This is a genomic window from Marinomonas shanghaiensis (assembly GCF_003259175.1).
GTDB lineage: Bacteria > Pseudomonadota > Gammaproteobacteria > Pseudomonadales > Marinomonadaceae > Marinomonas > Marinomonas shanghaiensis.
On record NZ_QGOK01000027.1, the window covers coordinates 1 to 17,875 of the forward strand.

General features: G+C 45.1%; 17 protein-coding genes. 12 read left to right on the forward strand and 5 right to left on the reverse strand.

Translation table 11 applies throughout. The features are described 5' to 3' along the window. Positions 1–99 precede the first annotated feature (99 nt). A complete protein-coding gene (locus DKT73_RS17875) occupies positions 100–906 on the reverse strand; it encodes a sulfite exporter TauE/SafE family protein (protein WP_111639881.1) in 807 nt (268 codons plus the stop codon). 87 nt (positions 907–993) lie between these two features. Continuing rightward, complete coding sequence (locus DKT73_RS17880; protein ID WP_111639882.1) at positions 994–1,884, reverse strand: LysR family transcriptional regulator; 891 nt, start codon at positions 1,882–1,884, stop codon at positions 994–996. Between the two features lie 152 nt (positions 1,885–2,036). Here DKT73_RS17880 and DKT73_RS17885 point away from each other — a divergent pair, with 152 nt between their 5' ends. Further along, positions 2,037–2,252: a DUF2798 domain-containing protein gene (locus DKT73_RS17885; protein ID WP_111639883.1), complete on the forward strand. Its 216-nt coding sequence runs from the start codon at positions 2,037–2,039 to the stop codon at positions 2,250–2,252. 88 nt (positions 2,253–2,340) lie between these two features. Here the strand turns inward: DKT73_RS17885 and DKT73_RS17890 are convergent, their stop codons facing one another. Both DKT73_RS17890 and DKT73_RS17895 read right to left on the reverse strand, forming a co-directional pair. Further along, entirely contained in the window at positions 2,341–3,747 is a 1,407-nt protein-coding gene (locus tag DKT73_RS17890) for an alanine/glycine:cation symporter family protein (RefSeq protein WP_111639884.1), read from the reverse strand. Positions 3,748–4,012: 265 nt separating this feature from the next. Beyond that, complete coding sequence (locus tag DKT73_RS17895; protein WP_111639885.1) at positions 4,013–4,663, reverse strand: pyridoxamine 5'-phosphate oxidase family protein; 651 nt, start codon at positions 4,661–4,663, stop codon at positions 4,013–4,015. Between the two features lie 105 nt (positions 4,664–4,768). Here DKT73_RS17895 and pdxR point away from each other — a divergent pair, with 105 nt between their 5' ends. The 8 genes from pdxR to DKT73_RS17935 all read left to right on the forward strand — a co-directional run bounded on the left by pdxR (position 4,769) and on the right by DKT73_RS17935 (position 13,856). After that, positions 4,769–6,247 (forward strand): MocR-like pyridoxine biosynthesis transcription factor PdxR, encoded by a 1,479-nt coding sequence (pdxR, locus tag DKT73_RS17900; protein WP_111639886.1) that lies wholly within the window; start codon positions 4,769–4,771, stop codon positions 6,245–6,247. A gap of 238 nt (positions 6,248–6,485) precedes the next feature. Next, positions 6,486–6,866 carry a hypothetical protein gene (locus DKT73_RS17905; protein ID WP_111639887.1) on the forward strand — a complete coding sequence of 127 codons (381 nt, stop codon included), beginning with the start codon at positions 6,486–6,488 and terminating at the stop codon, positions 6,864–6,866. 158 nt (positions 6,867–7,024) lie between these two features. Next, positions 7,025–8,107, forward strand: coding sequence for a ubiquinol oxidase subunit II (gene cyoA, locus DKT73_RS17910; protein ID WP_198666658.1), 1,083 nt, complete (start codon positions 7,025–7,027; stop codon positions 8,105–8,107). Then, positions 8,107–10,086: a cytochrome o ubiquinol oxidase subunit I gene (gene cyoB / locus DKT73_RS17915; protein WP_111639888.1), complete on the forward strand. Its 1,980-nt coding sequence runs from the start codon at positions 8,107–8,109 to the stop codon at positions 10,084–10,086. Before cyoA ends, cyoB begins: the two co-directional genes overlap by 1 nt. A gap of 2 nt (positions 10,087–10,088) precedes the next feature. Next, positions 10,089–10,706 (forward strand): cytochrome o ubiquinol oxidase subunit III, encoded by a 618-nt coding sequence (gene cyoC / locus DKT73_RS17920; RefSeq protein WP_111605712.1) that lies wholly within the window; start codon positions 10,089–10,091, stop codon positions 10,704–10,706. Further along, complete coding sequence (gene cyoD, locus DKT73_RS17925; protein ID WP_111639889.1) at positions 10,706–11,026, forward strand: cytochrome o ubiquinol oxidase subunit IV; 321 nt, start codon at positions 10,706–10,708, stop codon at positions 11,024–11,026. Before cyoC ends, cyoD begins: the two co-directional genes overlap by 1 nt. Before the next feature lie 71 nt (positions 11,027–11,097). Beyond that, complete coding sequence (cyoE, locus tag DKT73_RS17930) at positions 11,098–11,988, forward strand: heme o synthase (RefSeq protein ID WP_111639890.1); 891 nt, start codon at positions 11,098–11,100, stop codon at positions 11,986–11,988. Positions 11,989–12,191: 203 nt separating this feature from the next. Next, positions 12,192–13,856 carry a tannase/feruloyl esterase family alpha/beta hydrolase gene (locus DKT73_RS17935; RefSeq protein WP_111639891.1) on the forward strand — a complete coding sequence of 555 codons (1,665 nt, stop codon included), beginning with the start codon at positions 12,192–12,194 and terminating at the stop codon, positions 13,854–13,856. Positions 13,857–13,861: 5 nt separating this feature from the next. On the opposite strand, the gene DKT73_RS17940 is transcribed toward DKT73_RS17935, so the two are convergent. After that, positions 13,862–14,611, reverse strand: a complete 750-nt coding sequence (locus tag DKT73_RS17940) for an SDR family oxidoreductase (RefSeq protein ID WP_111639892.1) — start codon at positions 14,609–14,611, stop codon at positions 13,862–13,864. Between the two features lie 202 nt (positions 14,612–14,813). On the opposite strand from DKT73_RS17940, the gene DKT73_RS17945 reads away from it, so the two are divergent. Genes DKT73_RS17945 through DKT73_RS17955 form a run of 3 tightly spaced genes read left to right on the forward strand, consistent with a single transcriptional unit; the run spans position 14,814 to position 17,871 of the window. Then, on the forward strand, positions 14,814–15,239 hold the full coding sequence (locus DKT73_RS17945) for a MarR family winged helix-turn-helix transcriptional regulator (protein WP_111639893.1): 426 nt from the start codon (positions 14,814–14,816) through the stop codon (positions 15,237–15,239). A 24-nt stretch (positions 15,240–15,263) separates the two neighbouring features. Next, a complete protein-coding gene (locus DKT73_RS17950) occupies positions 15,264–16,328 on the forward strand; it encodes an HlyD family secretion protein (protein WP_111639894.1) in 1,065 nt (354 codons plus the stop codon). A 10-nt stretch (positions 16,329–16,338) separates the two neighbouring features. After that, positions 16,339–17,871, forward strand: coding sequence for a DHA2 family efflux MFS transporter permease subunit (locus tag DKT73_RS17955; protein WP_232827923.1), 1,533 nt, complete (start codon positions 16,339–16,341; stop codon positions 17,869–17,871). Positions 17,872–17,875: the final 4 nt, after the last annotated feature.

The window sequence follows — 17,875 nt, forward strand, 5'->3', positions numbered from 1 at the left end:
TGCTTTTTGACGGCCTAAAGGCCGACCTACAAGTGATTGTTTTGTATTGATTTTGTCGTGACTGAGTTAACCTCGTGTGACAAAGCCCAGCAGACAATCTTAGAGCATGAACGTCGAGTACAAGCCAAATCCGCAGACGATGAGTAACGCCCAGCCGACGAATTGGAAGAAGACGGGTGTTTCGGCTTTTTGAATGCGGTTGTGGAGCTTTTGCCCGAAGATGTGACCAATCAAGGCGCAAGGCAGTAGCCAAAGTTGGTGGATGAGTTGTAAATCGATGCCGGCGATGAGAAAGGACGCCATTTTGATCATCACGAGGATAAACCAGAGCACGAATAAGGTATCGCGCAGTTGGTGGCGCGGAACTTTGGTGGCGAAGACGGAGACGATGAGCGGTGCGCCGATTAAGGATGTGCCGCTAACATAACCGCCAAGCATAAGGAAAATCGTGTCGAGGAATTTGTTGTTGGTGTAAAACGGCTTGTTCAGTATGTAAGACACGGCAAAAACAGCGACGATGACAAAAATCACGCCGGTGACTATGTTGCCCGGTAAGGTTAATAAGCCAAATACGCCGATCAGTTTTGGCACTATCATGATGCCGAGGGCTTTTTTCAAATAACCCCAAGCAATGTTGCCCTGTGCTTCTTGCGGCGCTTCGCCTCGTTCTGCGGCGAGCTTGGCTTGTTGCTTGGTGACTCTAGAGCCTTGCCAAGCAATCCAACTGGAAAAGACCAAAAGATGGATGGAAATAATCGGTAAAAATAACAGCGGATCGTTTTTCACTAATAACAGAAAAGGCAACGCGAGCACCGCCCCACCAAACCCTAAGCCACTGCGAACAAAGCCGCTCCATATAAAAATAGCGCCAATTAAGGCGTATTGCCACCAGAGTAAGTTTTCCATCTTGATCCTTGTTTAAAGCAATGTGTCCGATATTTTGGGGTTAGTGTAACCAAACTTTGCTTTTTAGGCTTTTGCTTTTTAGATAGATTAAGGGCTTGGATGAAACCAGCTTTGTTGATGAAGGTACTGTGTTAGTTCATCGCGTAACAGTTTGGCACGAGCGGATAAACTGCGGCGATAAGGCCAGACCAAGAAAATCTCCCGATTCTGTCCGCGCCATTCAGGTAAAACGCGGATCAGTTCACCGCTTTCTAGGGCGTTCACGACCATACTCATTGGAATTAGCGCTATTCCAGCCCCCGCTTTTGCAAGATTCAGTGTGATGGTCATGTCGTTGCTAATGTGTCGGTGTTCTTTGTTTAACGGGTGACGCTCACCTTGATTATTCATCAGTAGCCAATCGGCAAACATATTCGAGGCGATGCTTGGGGCGTGCTGCAAGGCGTCTATGGATGTCGGTAGTGGGAATGCCATGTTAGGCGATGCGACTAGAATAGGCTCAATGTGACCTAGTTTCTTTTGAATCAATGATGAGCTGGGTTGATTCCCCGAGCGTAAGGCAATGTCGGCGCGGGTGTCTCTTATGTCTTGTATTGCGTTGCTCAATTCGATGTTTAGCTCAATGTCTGGGTAGCGTTGAACAAAATTTTGCCAAAATGCGTCCAGAGGTCCACTGCCTAAATTGACGGGCGCTAATATCTTTAGATCACCCTTTAAACTGTTCAACGTTTGATCGAGATTGGAAATCCTCTGGTCTAGTGCATCGATAAATTCGGCGCATTCTTGGTAGTAACTTTCTCCTACAGGTGTCAGGGTTAGTCCTTTTGTTGAACGATGTAGTAACTCACAGCCAAGTTTTTGTTCAAGCGCGCTGATACGACGAGACACTGTGGCGATGGTCATATCAAGATGCTGAGCCGCAGCGGTCAGACTATTTTTATTTGCCGCGGTGATAAAAATCTTTAGATCATCAAGCATTTTGCATTTTCGTAAATTTGATTTTAAAAAATCAGTATATTTACAATTTAAGATGCTTGCTAGTATGTATCTAAGATTTGAGTCGTTTACTTACTTTTCGTCTGGGGCACTCTACTCATAGAGAAGACGATCAGTTCAGCAGGAGAGAAAAAATGAAACACCGAATTATTTTTGCGGTACTTATGTCGTTTACCTTGTCGTTGATGATGTCGGCATGGATTACGTACGTGAATATTGGACTACACCCAGATTTTGTGTCCTTTTGGATGCATGCTTGGGTATTAGCGTGGCCAGCGGCGGGCATTATTTCTTTTATTGCTGGTCCATTCTTACATGGTCTAGCGCATAAGATTGCCGCGAAAATTTAGCCTATTGTTACTAAACTGTATTAGAAATGAAAAACCCGCTGCGCAGCGGGTTTTGTTTTTTTAACATCACTAACGTTGTGTTCGTCTTTTATTTACTGGGTTTTTCATCCCAAACACTGAGGTCAATATCATCACGAATTTCTGGGTAGTCATCAGAATTAAAAACGGGCGTTTTCGTTTTTAATTGAGTGAAATAGTCCTTGGTTAATTTCACAACGAGACCGGACAGCATCATAATAGCGATTAAGTTAATGGTTGCCATTAGACCCATAGCGGCATCAGCCGCATTGAATACCATCGCCACACTTTCATAAGCGCCCCAAGGAATCATGCCGAGCGCTAAGATGCGTAGAATGAAGATGCCAGGCTTATTCGCCCATTTTAGGTAAGTTAGCGCGTTTTCTGCGTAAGTATAGTTACCAATGATGGAAGTAAACGCAAAGAAGAAAATCGCAATCGCGACAAAGTAGTGACCCGCACTACCGATGTGAGTCGTAAGAGCGGTTTGTGTCAAAGCGATACCAGTTTGACCGTTACCCAATGCGCCAGATAAAAGAATCATTAAGGCGGTTGCTGTACAAATCAGCAATGTATCAATGAACACACCAAGCGATTGAACCATGCCTTGAGACGCTGGATGATGAGGGTTTGGTGTTGCTACCGCCGCAATGTTGGGTGCAGAACCCATCCCCGCTTCGTTGGAAAACAAACCACGTTTGACACCGTTAAGCATGGCTCCTAGAACGCCGCCTGCGGCTTGTTCTATACCAAAGGCGCTTTTGACGATTAACGCGAATGCCGCCGGCACATCAGAAAGATTGGTGAAGATCACATATAAGGCAAGTAGCAAATATAAAACCGCCATGAATGGCACCACGATTTCAGCAAAACGTGCGATTTTCTTGATACCGCCAAAGATAACCACGGCTGCCAATAGCATGATGACGATGCCAGTTACGCTGGTGTCGATACCAAATGCGCCTTCCATTGCACCCGCAATCGAGTTGGCTTGAACCGCGTTGAAAACTAAACCAAAAGCCAAAATCAGGGCCAGCGAAAATACGGCGCCTGCCCAAGGGGCTTTTAAGCCTTTACTAATATAAAACGCAGGACCGCCACGTAATTGACCATTTTGATCGCGCATTTTGTAGAGCTGGGCCAAGGTGCTTTCCGCGTAGGCGGTTGCCATACCGATAATGGCCACTACCCACATCCAAAAAATGGCTCCTGGGCCACCTAAATATAACGCGACAGCCACACCTGTCATGTTGCCTGTTCCAACACGAGAAGCGAGACTGGTACAAAGGGCTTGGAAAGGAGAGATGCCGCCACGATCAGATTGAGGGGCTTTAAGAACAGTACGGATGAACTCTGGAAAACGTCGGACCTGAATAAAACCAAGACGTAAGGTGAAATATACGCCTACGGCTAATAGTCCATAGATGAGGATATACCCCCAGAAAATGGTGTTTAAAAAGTCTATGATTGCTGCCATGTAGGGCACTCCCGTTATTCGATAATATCGATTGTGTTATTGTTCGTGGGTTGAATGCTAGGAGTGCTTTTTTGTAAAAAGACACCCTAAGAAACGCGTAGAATCGTAAAAAAGGGTGCAAGATTAGCGATTTTATGAAAAACCGCAAGGTAAAAGCTGTGAAAATGTGCATTAATGGTGCATAAAAGATGGGTTTGTAGCATTTTTGAGCTAAAACTTAGCAATTCTCTTCCTGTACCATAATGCCCCTCATGATTTTGATGAGCTAATACGCATTGGGTGGTGTGGGTTCAGGGTAAGGCTTGGTTTGTATGGGATCCTGTTCCATCTCTCCCCAAGACACATTGGCCGGTATGACTCCCGCCCATATTGGCCAGTCTTTATCGGCTGGATCATCGACTGGTGGCTCGGCACGCATTTTGACCGATGCTTCTTCTATTTTGATGCGAACTAAGCCGGTGGCTTTTATTTCTTGATCGTTTATTGGGCGTAACGCCTCCCAGCGGCCTGGACTGACTTTATCTAAAAAAATCTTAAACTGACGGATTTTCTCTTCTTTATCGTCGATTAGCTCCGGCACTCCAAATAAGGTCACGGAGCGATAGTTGACGGAATGATGGAAGGCGGAACGTGCCATCACTAAACCATCGAGTTGGGATATATTGATACAAACTTTTTCCTGTGCGTCGATGGGTCCTTTGACATTTCGAGCCTTAGAGTGGCCATGCCAATATAAATAGTCGCCATCGCGCCAGTGGCAAGTAGGCGTGACAAAAACTTGTCCATCTTTGCTTTGTCCGACATGGCACATGAGTGATGAATCAATAATATTGAGTGCGAGCTCTTTGTCGTAGGACGCGCGGTTAGGTCCTCTTTTTACTTTGCTTAATGCGGTTTCTTCTAGTGATTGGCTCATGCATTCTCTCCTTGTATCTGAATGATGGATTGGCTATAACGAGACTTTAAAGAGATTTGGCTATTATAAAAATAGCCAGAATTTAAATAAAAAAGCAGGCCAGATATGTCGTGTATTATTGCGAGTTTACGCTTTTCTCTTGACGAGCACGGCGCACCTTATTACCAACAATTGATCAAGCAAATTCAGCAAAGCATTGTCTCTGGTGTGTTGTCGGTTGGCGACAAGCTGCCCTCCTCACGTTTTTTAGCCAGTTCATTGGGCGTGTCTCGTAGTACTACGTCACGGGCTTATGATCAACTTATTGCAGAAGGTATTTTAACCAGCGAAGAAAAACGTGGTGTGTTTGTTGCCGCATTACCCATGATCAGTCATCGCGCAATTAAATTGCCTCATGCGGTGTCTTCCGCTATGAATGACGTCCCTCAAAAACGAGCATTTGATGCTGGCGCTGATATGTCGGTTTTTCCTACTAAGGAATGGGCGGCAAGTATGCGTCGTAGCTGGCTAAATCCAGATCTTGCCGTGTTAAAAGGTGGGTATGCCACTGGTTATCCGGATTTAAAAAACGCGATTGTGGATTATTTGTATCGCGTTCGTGGTCTTGAATGTTCGGCAGAACAAATCATCGTTACGGCAGGCAGTCGTGATTCGTTTCTTCTTTTGCAGCACGCTCTGATTTCGATTGACGGCTCTCATCATTCATCAATGACATGGTGGGTAGAAGAACCCACTTATCCGCCTATCCGCGAGGTTATGTCTGCCAAAGCCACACCGGGTTCGCTGCTTATTGACGATGACGGCCCGTGTTTGCCCGACAGTGAATCCCCTTCAAATGTGGCCGTTGTGACGCCGAATCGACAATATCCGCTTGGTGGGAGTCTCAGTGCGACGCGTCGACAGCAATGGTTGCAGGCATTACAGAATGACTCTCCAAGCTGGTGGTGTATCGAAGATGATTATGACAACGAGTTTGTTTATCAGGGGCGAAGTAATGTGCCTTTTATGCAAACGGCAAGTGTTCATGATGAATCCCGTGATCGTGTTTTTTTTGTGGGGAGTTTCTCTAAAGTGCTGTTTCGTGGTTTGCGGCTTGGTTTTATCGTTGCGCCGATGAGGCATATTGCCGCTCTGCATAGCAGTCAAGGGGTATTAGGATCGTCGGCGTCTTTGCCCATTCAACCTGCTGTAGCCGACTTTATGCAGCAAGGTCATTTTGATCGTCATGTGAACCGCATGCGTCGCCATTATCGTTTTAAGCGTGATGCGCTGTTACGTCTTTTAGAGGCTCACCTTTCTGCTTGGTTTGAGTGGAAGTCACCCCGCGGAGGCATGCACATTTTACTCAATATTAAGGCAGAGGTTGTGTCTAGCATGGTGACCGAAGGCATTTTGGATCAGTGTATTGCAGAGGATTTGTCTGCTGAAAACATAGTTCTTTCCTCTTTATCGCTTCACTACGCTGATAAAAGCAATCAGAAACAAGGTTTTTTACTGGGATTTAGTGGTCCAAGCGAAGAAGACATGGCGTATATAGTAGGCAGACTGCAATCTTGGATGGAGGCAGCACATAGTACAAAATAAGACTTACATTTTGTAAGGAAATTGTATGGGAAGAATGTTAATCTTGCTCGCTTCAGAGCAAGACGTATTGGTTGCCTCAGGGTTAGAATGTGAATTTTTATAAAAAGGCCGTGAAGCAAAGACGAACAAAGGCTAAACTACGCTTTGTATGGTCGTATAAATTTTGCTATATTTCGCACTCTTAAATTCGTATGAAGCGGGTAAAAACGGCATTTTCACTTTTGTTTTTATGAAACGGATGGATAAATTGAAAAAAATTCAAGACATTCTGCATCATTATGTGAATTCGGTATCCAGCGTTTTGGCGAATTTTTTACGCCCTGTTTTTGCTAACCAACGCCCTACGCTATTTTTACTCTTGCTGGTTACCATCTCCTCTTTGACTGATAATCATATGGTTATCATGACCGACCCTATTTTTAATATGGCGCTGCTTTCCAGCGTGATATTTATCTCCCTGTTATTGGTTGGTTATTGGTCCGTTACGATCAATAACAACCTTGCTCGCCATAAAATGGCCTTCTCTTTACTTCGTACTGACGCTCTGAAAGAGCGCTTGAATGGTGCTGAGGCACCGTTCGCGATGAGATGTAGAGCTCCCTTTTTCAGATTTAGGTGATCCAGAAGAATTATTACTGCGTTAATACTGTTGACACAGTAATGATTTTTACACTGTTTTTACAGTGAGGTGATCTTACTGAAATACCCGGCTTTGCCGGATTTTCGTTCTGTTGCTTGGTTTTCAAGTGGCAGTTTTGTGAACATAAGGGTTAGAGGATGATTCTCTTGTTAACTCGTATCCTAAATAAAGTCGCTTTGGCGCTAATGGTGGGCTTGCTCGCCGGTTGTCAGGGTGGTGTGCTTGATCCTAAAGGACAAGTTGGTATTGAAGAGAAGCAACTGATTATTGTTGCGACTTTGTTGATGCTGCTTGTTGTGATCCCCGTCATTTTCATGACACTGTATTTCGCTTGGAAATACCGTGAAGGTCGTGACGAGATCTACGAACCAAAATGGTCACACTCCACAAAAATTGAAACTATTGTTTGGTCTGTGCCAATTATTATTGTCATCGTTTTGGCGGTAATTACTTGGAAATCGACTCATGCTTTAGACCCTTACAAGCCTTTGGAGCATGAAAAAGAGCACATCAACGTTCAGGTCATTTCGATGAACTGGAAGTGGTTGTTCGTCTATCCAGACCTTGGTATTGCTTCTGTAAACGAGCTGAGATTCCCAGCAAACGTTCCTGTTGCTTTCCATATTTCTTCGGAAGGTACAATGAACTCTTTCTTCATTCCTCAATTGGGTAGTCAAATTTACTCAATGGCAGGCATGGTGACCAAGCTTCACTTGATTGCTAACGAGCCAGGTACATTCGACGGCATTTCAGCAAACTACAGTGGTGCAGGTTTCACTGGAATGAAGTTCAAGGCTATTGCAACAGAAACAGAAGCTGACTTTGACGCTTGGGTTGAAGGTGTGAAAGCAGAATCCATCGATGGTGCCATTAATAATGGTATATTGGATCAGGCTTCCTATGAGGCTCTTGCTGAATTCGATCTAGATGCTCATCACATTGAACCAACACCAGTTCAATACTACAACTCTATTAAATCAAGCATTTTCATGGACAATGTTATGAAGTTCATGAAAGATCATGGCAAAGTTGAGTTGCTAGAAGGCACTGTATTTGATTCTAAAATGATCCACGACAATTCAAGTCATGGCCAAATGAATCATGGTGAGATGAACCACAGTGATATGAGTCATGGCGAGTCTGAACATTCATCGCATGATATGAATCATAGCGAGTCTGAACACTCATCGCATGATATGCATACGGAGGCTGAAAAATAATGTCTGCACTCTTAGGCAAACTATCCTGGGATGCGCTTCCATACGACCCGATCGTTATCACGACTTTGTGCGTGGTAGCCATTGCGGCGTGTGTTATTGCTTTCCTAGTGATAAAAAACAACTTACTTGGTGTACTCTGGAATGATTGGTTAACGTCCGTTGACCACAAACGTCTAGGTGTAATGTACATAGTATTGGCGTTCGTGATGCTTATTCGTGGTTTCGCTGATGCCATAATGATGCGTTTGCAGCTTGCGCTTGCCACGAACGGTGACCCCGGCTACTTGCCTCCAAGTCACTATGACCAAATCTTTACCGCTCATGGTGTCATCATGATCATCTTTATGGCGATGCCATTTATGATTGGTTTGATGAACATTGTTGTGCCCTTACAGATTGGCGCACGTGACGTTGCCTTCCCGTTCTTGAACAATTTAAGCTTCTGGCTTGCTGTTTCTGGTGCGGTATTGGTTAACATCTCACTAGGTCTTGGTGAATTTGCTATGACAGGTTGGGTCGCTTATCCGCCATTATCTGGTCTGGAATACAGTCCGGGTGTTGGGGTCGACTACTATATCTGGGCATTGCAGATATCGGGTATCGGTACCACTTTAACTGCAGTTAACTTCTTGGTAACTGTATTTAAAATGCGTGCTCCTGGCATGAAATTGATGGATATGCCGATCTTTACTTGGACCTGTACTTGGGCCAACATTTTGATCGCAGCTTCTTTCCCAATTTTGACTGCTGTATTAGCGATGTTAACGCTTGACCGTTACTTAGACTTCCACTTCTTTACGAATGATGGCGGCGGTAACTCAATGATGTATATCAACTTGTTCTGGGCATGGGGTCACCCTGAGGTGTACATCCTTGTACTTCCAGCATTTGGTATCTTCTCTGAGATTGTCTCTACCTTTACTGGTAAGCGTTTGTTTGGTTACAAGTCTATGGTGTGGGCAACGGCATCGATATCCATTCTTGGTTTCATCGTTTGGTTGCATCACTTCTTCACCATGGGTTCCAGCGCGAACGTCAATGCCTTCTTTGGTATCATGACAATGATTATCGCGGTTCCAACGGGTGTGAAACTGTTTAACTGGTTGTTCACTATGTACCGCGGTCGCCTTCGTGTGACAGTGCCGGTTCTTTGGACACTTGGTTTCATGGTGACATTCACTATCGGTGGTATGACAGGTGTACTACTTGCTGTACCGGGTGCTGACTATGTATTGCATAACAGCTTGTTCTTGATCGCTCACTTCCACAACACCATCATAGGTGGTGCGGTATTTGGCTATCTTGCTGGTTTTGCTTTCTGGTTCCCGAAAGTGATGGGCTTCCACCTTAACGTTAAGTTGGGTAAAGCGGCTTTCTGGTGCTGGTTGGTCGGTTTCTTCTTAGCCTTTATGCCTTTGTACGTTCTAGGTTTCTTGGGTATGACGCGTCGTCTTAACCATACGGATAACCCAGACTGGAATATCTGGCTATACATAGCAGTTGTGGGTGCGTTTGTTATCCTTGCGGGTATCATCTGTCAGTTCCTACAGTTGTATGTCAGTTTCCGTGATCGTAAGCAAAACTTGGATACGACGGGTGATCCATGGAACGGCCATACTCTTGAGTGGGCGACCTCGTCTCCGCCACAGTTCTATAACTTTGCCGAGCTTCCTGTCGTTTCTGATATCGATGCGTTTACTGATATGAAAGAAAAAGGCACAGCGTACGTTCGTAAAGAGAGCTATGCGCCAATCCATATGCCGAAAAACACCATGGCGGGTATTGTTATTGGTGGTCTTATCACAGCGTTTGGTTTTGCTATGATTTGGCATATTTGGTGGTTAGCTATTGTTGGTTTGGTTGGCTCGATCGTCACTTTTGTGGTGCGCGCTTATACCAAAGATGTGGATTACTATGTACAGCCAGATGAAGTGGCTCGCATTGAGAATGCACATTTAGATAACGTGGCTAAGGGGTAATCATGAGCACAACACATATGAATACGCACGGCGCTCACGACGCCGCTCATGACGAGCATCACGATACTGGTGGCAACACCGTATTTGGATTCTGGTTGTACTTGATGACAGACTGTTTGCTTTTTGCATCAGTCTTCGCTACCTACGCTGTGCTCTTTATGAACACAGCAGGTGGCGTATCCGGAAAAGAGATTTTTGAGCTTGAGTTGATTCTTGCTGGAACCGCTGCGTTACTTATTTCAAGTATCACATTCGGTTTTGCTATGATCTGTGCTCATAGAAAGAATCGTGCTGGTACACTGATGTGGTTAGTGGCGACTTTCATTTTTGGCGGGATCTTCATCGCGCTAGAATTGTATGAATTCAACCACTTGATCCACAATGGTAATGGTCCTCAAGCCAGTGCTTTTCTATCTGCCTTCTTTAGCTTAGTCGGTTTACATGGTTTGCATGTTACCGCTGGTTTGATTTGGATGATAATCTTGTTCGTTGAAATTGTGATGACAGGGTTAACTGGTCGTGCGTTGACTCGCTTGGCTTGTTTAAGCTTGTTCTGGCACTTTTTGGACATTATCTGGATTTGTGTTTTCACCGTTGTTTATCTGATGGGGGCGATCTAATGAGCGATCATTCTTCTGAAGCGCATTCACACGGTAGCGTTAAATCGTACATAGTGGGCTTTATTTGGTCAGTTATTTTGACCGCTATCCCATTTTGGATGGTCATGACGGAAGCGTTTGATAAAGGACCAACTTACATAACAATCGTTGTGTTAGCCATTGTTCAGATTTTTGTGCATTTGAAGTATTTTCTTCATTTGAACTTTTCTCAACAAGGCAAGTTGGATACTTATTCATTTATTTTTTCTGCCGTTATCATTGTCATGGTGGTGGGATTGTCCGTATGGATTATCTACGCTTCCAACGCGATGATGATGTAAGCAGAGTAATTTGATGATTATGCGGACTTTTTTCATGTTAAGTGATACCTGTCCGATGGGAGCCGATAAAGATGTTTAAGCGTTATCTTCAGGTGACTAAGCCTGGCATCATTATGGGCAACCTCATCTCTGTTGCGGGGGGCTTCTTTTTAGCCTCCCGTGGCGAGATTGATTGGATTCTTATGCTAGCGACAGTGATTGGCTTGTCGTTAGTCGTTGCGTCTGGTTGTGCCATTAACAACTACATTGATAGAGATATTGATGCCAAGATGCAGCGCACACGTAACCGCGTGACGGTAAATGGTGAGATGTCAGGTAAAGCGGCATTTTTCCATGGTGTGGTGTTGGGCATCATTGGTTTTGCTTTGTTAGCCTACTTTACCAACTGGGTCGCGGTTGCTTTCGCGGCTTTTGGTTATGTTGTCTACGTTGGCTTGTATACTATGTATTTCAAGCGCAATTCCGTTTATGGAACCTTCGTTGGTAGTTTATCGGGTGCCGTTCCTCCAGTGGTGGGATACTGTGCTGCTGCAGGTCAGTTCGATGCAGGCGCTGCAATTTTGCTGACAATGTTTTGTATTTGGCAAATGCCACATTCTTATGCGATTGCTATTTTTCGCTACAAAGACTACGAAGCAGCAGGCATACCTGTTTTGCCTGTTTCAAAAGGCATCGCAAAAGCAAAACGCCATATAATCCTTCATATCGCTGCTTTTGCCGTGGTGGCTGCATTGTTGCCATTGACGGGCTATGTTGGTATTGGTTTTATGGTCGTTGCGCTAGCGACAAGTCTATGGTGGTTAGCCATGGCGTTACGAGGTTATCGTTTAGGTGTTGATGTAAACAAATGGGCACGCCAAGTGTTCTTTTTTTCCATCATTACGGTGACGGCGCTTAGTGTGACCATGGCCTTGGATTTTAATGAAGTGTCTCCAAACTTATTGGTGTTTGCAGCTCATTAATCCATGCTTTCAAAACGGGCTTTTAGCCCGTTTTTTATTTCCTTCCTGTTCCTTCCATCCCTTTCTATTTCCACTAATATTCGTTATTTTGAGTGCTGCCTATTGTGCAATAATTCCACAAGGAGCCTTCCTGTATTTTCACTGCCGCGTAGTGAAGAAACGGCTCTTTCACTTGGCGCTTAACAATTAAAAAGGACGAGTGAATGAAAAAGCTTTTGGCCTTGTTACTACAAACTCTGCTATTGCTTGGTTTCATGACTAATGCGGCTCATGCAGATGTTCTGCGCTGCCAAGCATTAGTTGCAAAGGCGCCACTGAATGTGGAAATGACAAGCACTATGATGAGCCGTGATAAGGATGTCAGAAGTCCATATTGCCTTGTTTCTGGCGTAATAGCTCAGCGAATGGGAGTGAATAGCAAATTTTATGGTATTCAGTTTGAACTACGATTACCAGATTTTTGGCAGGGCCGTTTTGCCTACCAATTCAATGGTGGTTTGGACGGAGAAGTAAAACCTGCATTGGGTAAAATGACTGGGCTGATGCCGTCTCAGTACGCTATCAACCAGGGGTTTGCGGTGGTTTCAAGCAACGGCGGTCATGATGCGAGAGCTTACCCTGAAACGGGTCTTGCTGGCGTTGCTGCGTTTGGTCACGATCCAGAAGCGCGTCGTGATTATGCCTATGGAGCGGTGCAAAAACTTAACCCCATCGCCCGGGGGTTGGTTGAGAGCTATTATGGATCGCCTATTAAATATTCTTATGGCCTTGGGCAGTCTAATGGTGGACGTCTGGCAATGGTGGCGGCAACTCGCTTCCCCACTATGTTTGATGGCTTATTGGTTGGTTATCCTGGTTTTAATCTGCCGAAAGCCGCGTTACAACAAGCTTGGGACACTCAGGCGCTTTACCATGTGAATGACAACATTAGCCGAGCTTTGACTCGGCGCGATTTGGTGGTGTTCGCGAAAAAAATCTTAGATCAATGTGATGGATTAGATGGAATCTATGATGACATGGTATTTGCCACAGACGCTTGCCAAAAAGTGTTTGATCCTAAAGTTTTGGTGTGTAAAAGTGATTTTGATAAGTACTGTTTATCAATGATTAAGGTCGCGGCGCTAATCAAAATGCATGCAGGCCCTCACAATTCAAAAGATCAGGCCTTGTACACCGATTGGGTGTATGACACGGGCATTCGGTCTAATAATTGGCGCATGTGGAAACTGGAAAGCTCCGTTTCCGATTGGAGTCACAAACCCATTAATGTGGTAATGGGAAGCGCTTCCTTAGCGAATGTTTTTACCACACCTTATACGAATGTTGCGGGTGATATTTATTCATTAGAAAACTACTTGCTTAAGTTTGATTTTGATAAAGACGCGCCCAAAATCTTCGCCACGAATAGCCAGTTCAAAGAGTCTGCTATGACTATGATGACACCACCTGATGCTGCCAAACCCAAGCTGAGTGAGTTTAAGCAAAATGGTGGAAAAATGCTGATTTTCCATGGTAATAGTGATCCGGTTTTTTCGGTAAAAGACACCATGCGTTGGTATGATTTTCTCGATTTTGGCTTAGTGGGTCGCGCTCATGAGTTTGTACGCTTGTATCGAGTGCCTGGTATGCCCCATGGTCAAGGAGGTCCGTCGGCTGATAAGTTTGATATGCTTCAGCCCTTGGTTTCATGGGTTGAAAGGAAACAGGCGCCGCAAGAAATTGTGGCTGCAACCCGCCCTGACAACCCAGAAATCACCGCCCGCATGGCAGGTATGACAAGGCCTCTGTGCCCATATCCTGCTTACGCCAGGTACAATAAAGGAGATTTTCTTAAAGCAAGCTCTTTTCAATGTGTGGTCGCTGAATAACGGTTTTAGCGGCCACCGCCAACATCAATAAAGCCGCCAGTAGAATAGCTGGATTTGTCGCTGAGTAACCAGAGAATCGCTTCTGCAACTTCTTCTGGTTGCCCGCCGCGTTGTAATGGCAAATTGGGGCCAATACGATCCACTCGGCCTGCTTCACCGCCATCCGCATGCATGTCGGTATATATCAACCCAGGTCTGACCACATTAACGCGAATGCCATCGCCTGCGACTTCTAAAGCAAAGCCTCTAGAGAAAGAGTCTACGGCGCCTTTGCTTGCTGCATAATCGACGTACTCATTGGGTGAGCCATAGACGGAGGCTAGAGAAGAAACATTAACAATGGTACCACCATTGCCTCCACGACTTTTCGCCATGTCTTGGAAGGCTTCTTGGCAGCAGATCATAGTGCCGAAAACGTTGGTTTGAAAGATGCGCTGCCAGCGTTCTGGTTGGGTGTCTACGAAACGAGCTTGTTGATCTAAAACACCCGCGTTGTTTACTAAAGCCTTGATGGCTCCCCACTGACCTCTGATGGTGGCAAACATCTTAGAGACTTGATCGCTGTCGCTGATATCGGCTTGTACACAATGGGCTAAACCACCAAACGCAACGATTTCAGCGGCGACGTTTTCCGCTGAAGTCGCGTCTTTTCGATAGTTAATAATGACCCGATAACCTTGCTGAGCAGCCAGTTTAGCCGTCGCCGCGCCAATGCCTCTTCCACCGCCCGTGATCAAAAGTATAGGGGAGTTCATATGACTATCCTTATTTGTTTAGTAGTGATTAACAATAACGTGACTAATTATGCAAAACCAGCTGATTTCTCATGGGATTGAAAACGCTTAAGTCGACAATTTGCTTGAGATTTAGGATGTATTGAGCATATTCATCCTGCCATGTTGAATATAGTAAGTAATGTATATAATAATCTTATTATATTAAAAGTTGGTGATTTATATGCAGACAAATAACATTGGTTTCCTCTTAACAGACATCATTCGTCTCATGCGCAGGGAATACTCAAAAAGCGATTTGTGTATGACCCCAATGCAAGCTCGGGCGCTTGTTTACGTTTCTCGCTATGAAGGCGTTCGGCAGGTGCAACTGGCAGAAATGCTTGATATTCAGCCTATTACATTGGCTCGACTGATAGATCAATTGGCAGACGATCAGTTGATTGAGCGTCGTCCTGATCCTAAGGATCGCCGTGCCTATGGATTATATCTCATGGAGAAATCGACGCCGTTATTGGAAAAAATTGATCTTGAGGTGAAGCGGGTCCATGAAAAAGCGTTTCAAGGTTTATCTGAAAAGCAGGTGAGCGAGCTTCAAGGCGCGCTTGTGGTTATGCATACCAATTTATCAGCTGATTCGTCATTATAGAATTTACTTGGAGAAATACCGGAAATGAGTGAACAAGAAACGATTTCATCTATACCAAAGCAAGTGGAAAAGCGTACCACTCGCCGTATTTTTTTAATGGCATTGCCTGTAGTGGTCATACTGGCCTCCGTTTTTGTTTATATGAAAGGCGGCCGTTATGTTGAAACAGACAATGCTTATATTCGGTCTGATATCACGACCATTAATGCCGAAGTGTCTGGGGCAATCGAGACGATTTCCGTCAAAGAAAACGAGAAAGTATCAAAAGGTCAGTTGTTATTTAGCCTAGATGAAACCCCGTTTAAGGTTGCGGAAGCGAAAGCACAAGCACAATTGCAGCAAGTAAGATTGAATATTCTGGAGCAGAAAGCCGCTTATGAGGAGAAAAAAGCCGAGATAACGCTCGCTGAGAAACAGTTTGCTTTTAATCAGCGAGAAGAGAAACGCCAAGCAAATTTGTTAAAACAGAAATTCATTTCCGATACTCAATTTGACCAGGCCAAACAAGCCGCTGAAGTCAGCGAACTCAATGTGATGACGCTGAAGAAAGACTTGTTCCGTTTGAAAGAGGCGTTGGGTGGAGACCCAAGCGCACCACTGGAAACGCATCCGAGCTATCAAGCAGCACAGGCATCACTGGATCAAGCGCGCATTGACCTTGGCCATGTAGAAGTGAAGGCGCCAGCATCCGGTGTGGTCGCCAAAGTCCCTAATAGCGGGGAATACATCAATGCTGGCTCAACGGCCATGGTATTGGTCTCAGACGAGAAACAATGGATAGAAGCCAATTTTACAGAAAAAGATTTGACCTATGTCCAACCAGGTCAAATGGTTGACATCGACGTTGATGCTTATCCAGGTGTTGTCTTACATGGCAAGGTCGAAAGCATTAGCCCTGCGACGGGATCTGAGTTTTCTGTGATTCCCGCTGAAAACGCCACAGGCAATTGGGTGAAAATCGCGCAGCGTCTTTCCGTGAAGATTTTGGTCGACACTAATGAAAATACCCCCATATTGCGTACCGGCTTTAGTTCAAATGTAACCATAGACACAGAACATCAGCGCCGTTTATTCGGTTTAGCCTTGTGAGGTGATTGTTATGGCTATGACACAGGGTCGACAAGCGAAAGAAATGGACGCTCGTACAACTCGTATCATGATTACCATCTCCGTGATGTTGGCGACCATTATGCAAGCGCTGGATACGACGATTGCCAACGTTGCCTTGCCACATATGAAAGGCGCGATGGGAACGACCCAAGACCAGATTTCTTGGGTGTTGACCTCCTACATTGTTGCCGCGGCGATTTGTATGCCGCTTACTGGGGTATTAGCCGCAAAAATAGGTCGTAAACGATTGTTTATGTGGTCGGTTGTTGGCTTCACCGTATCGTCTATTTTATGTGGTGCCGCGCAATCGTTAGATCAGATTGTCTTATTTCGTTTGCTGCAAGGTGTGTTTGGTGCGAGTTTGGTGCCCTTATCTCAATCTGTTTTGCTGGACACTTACCCTAAAGAAAAACATGGCTCTGCAATGGCCATGTGGGGGGTTGGTGTTATGGTTGGGCCAATTTTAGGGCCTTATCTTGGTGGCTTGTTGACGGAGTATTACAGCTGGCGCTGGGTGTTTTATATCAACGTGCCATTTGGCATTGTGGCTTGGCTGGGTTTAGCCGGTTTCCTAGAAGAGTCTAAGCTGGATAAAAAGCGCAGCTTTGATGTGTATGGTTTTGTGTTACTCGGTGTTGCGATTGGTAGCTTACAAATGATGCTTGACCGAGGCGAGTCGCAGAATTGGTTTGCGAGTTTGGAAGTGACGATTGAAGGCCTGCTGACCATTGTGTGCGGAACCATGTTTTTGGCGCATATTTTTACCCACAGCCATCCGTTTATCGATCCAAAAATGTTTCGCGACAGAAATTTTAGTGTCGGTATGGTGTTCATTTTCATTGTCGGTATTATTTTGCTGTCTTCAATGGCACTGTTACCGCCTTTTATGAGCTCGCTAATGGGGTATCCTGTGGTTGATATTGGTGCCATTCTCGCACCAAGAGGCTTTGGTACCATGGCGGCGATGATCATAGTCGGACGTTTTGCAAATAGGATCGACGCTCGTTTATTCATTACCTTGGGGTTGGTGTTGATCACTGTCTCTATGTGGGAGATGACGCTATTCACCACGGACGTCACCGCATGGGATATCATTCGCACAGGCTTAGTTCAAGGGACTGGATTAGGATTTATTTTTGTGCCGTTATCCACCATTAGTTTTGCGACTTTGGACCCTAAATACCGTAATGAAGGGACGTCGATGTTCAGTCTATTGAGAAACATTGGTAGCAGTATTGGTATTTCGGTGGTCACAACGTATTTGGCGCAACGAACGCAAATCAACCATGCTGCTTTTGCGGATTATATCAACCCCTTCAGCCTTGGCTTACAACTCGCACAAGAACAGGGGGCGTATAATACGACAACCGCAGCGGGGCTTGCAGCACTGAACCAGGTTGTCACTGGACAAGCGGCTACTTTGGGTTACTTGCAAGACTTTCGCTTGATGATGTGGGTGACTGTCGCAGCTTTGCCGTTAGTATTTTTATTGAAAGGCAAAGCGAAGCAGGCTACGGCATAGCAAA

Coding starts and splice junctions, on each gene's coding strand:
- DKT73_RS17875 (WP_111639881.1), bottom strand. CDS start 906: ATGGAAAACTTACTCTGGTGGCAATACGCCTTAATTGGCGCTATTTTT.
- DKT73_RS17880 (WP_111639882.1), bottom strand. CDS start 1,884: ATGCTTGATGATCTAAAGATTTTTATCACCGCGGCAAATAAAAATAGT.
- DKT73_RS17885 (WP_111639883.1), top strand. CDS start 2,037: ATGAAACACCGAATTATTTTTGCGGTACTTATGTCGTTTACCTTGTCG.
- DKT73_RS17890 (WP_111639884.1), bottom strand. CDS start 3,747: ATGGCAGCAATCATAGACTTTTTAAACACCATTTTCTGGGGGTATATC.
- DKT73_RS17895 (WP_111639885.1), bottom strand. CDS start 4,663: ATGAGCCAATCACTAGAAGAAACCGCATTAAGCAAAGTAAAAAGAGGA.
- pdxR (WP_111639886.1), top strand. CDS start 4,769: ATGTCGTGTATTATTGCGAGTTTACGCTTTTCTCTTGACGAGCACGGC.
- DKT73_RS17905 (WP_111639887.1), top strand. CDS start 6,486: ATGGATAAATTGAAAAAAATTCAAGACATTCTGCATCATTATGTGAAT.
- cyoA (WP_198666658.1), top strand. CDS start 7,025: ATGATTCTCTTGTTAACTCGTATCCTAAATAAAGTCGCTTTGGCGCTA.
- cyoB (WP_111639888.1), top strand. CDS start 8,107: ATGTCTGCACTCTTAGGCAAACTATCCTGGGATGCGCTTCCATACGAC.
- cyoC (WP_111605712.1), top strand. CDS start 10,089: ATGAGCACAACACATATGAATACGCACGGCGCTCACGACGCCGCTCAT.
- cyoD (WP_111639889.1), top strand. CDS start 10,706: ATGAGCGATCATTCTTCTGAAGCGCATTCACACGGTAGCGTTAAATCG.
- cyoE (WP_111639890.1), top strand. CDS start 11,098: ATGTTTAAGCGTTATCTTCAGGTGACTAAGCCTGGCATCATTATGGGC.
- DKT73_RS17935 (WP_111639891.1), top strand. CDS start 12,192: ATGAAAAAGCTTTTGGCCTTGTTACTACAAACTCTGCTATTGCTTGGT.
- DKT73_RS17940 (WP_111639892.1), bottom strand. CDS start 14,611: ATGAACTCCCCTATACTTTTGATCACGGGCGGTGGAAGAGGCATTGGC.
- DKT73_RS17945 (WP_111639893.1), top strand. CDS start 14,814: ATGCAGACAAATAACATTGGTTTCCTCTTAACAGACATCATTCGTCTC.
- DKT73_RS17950 (WP_111639894.1), top strand. CDS start 15,264: ATGAGTGAACAAGAAACGATTTCATCTATACCAAAGCAAGTGGAAAAG.
- DKT73_RS17955 (WP_232827923.1), top strand. CDS start 16,339: ATGGCTATGACACAGGGTCGACAAGCGAAAGAAATGGACGCTCGTACA.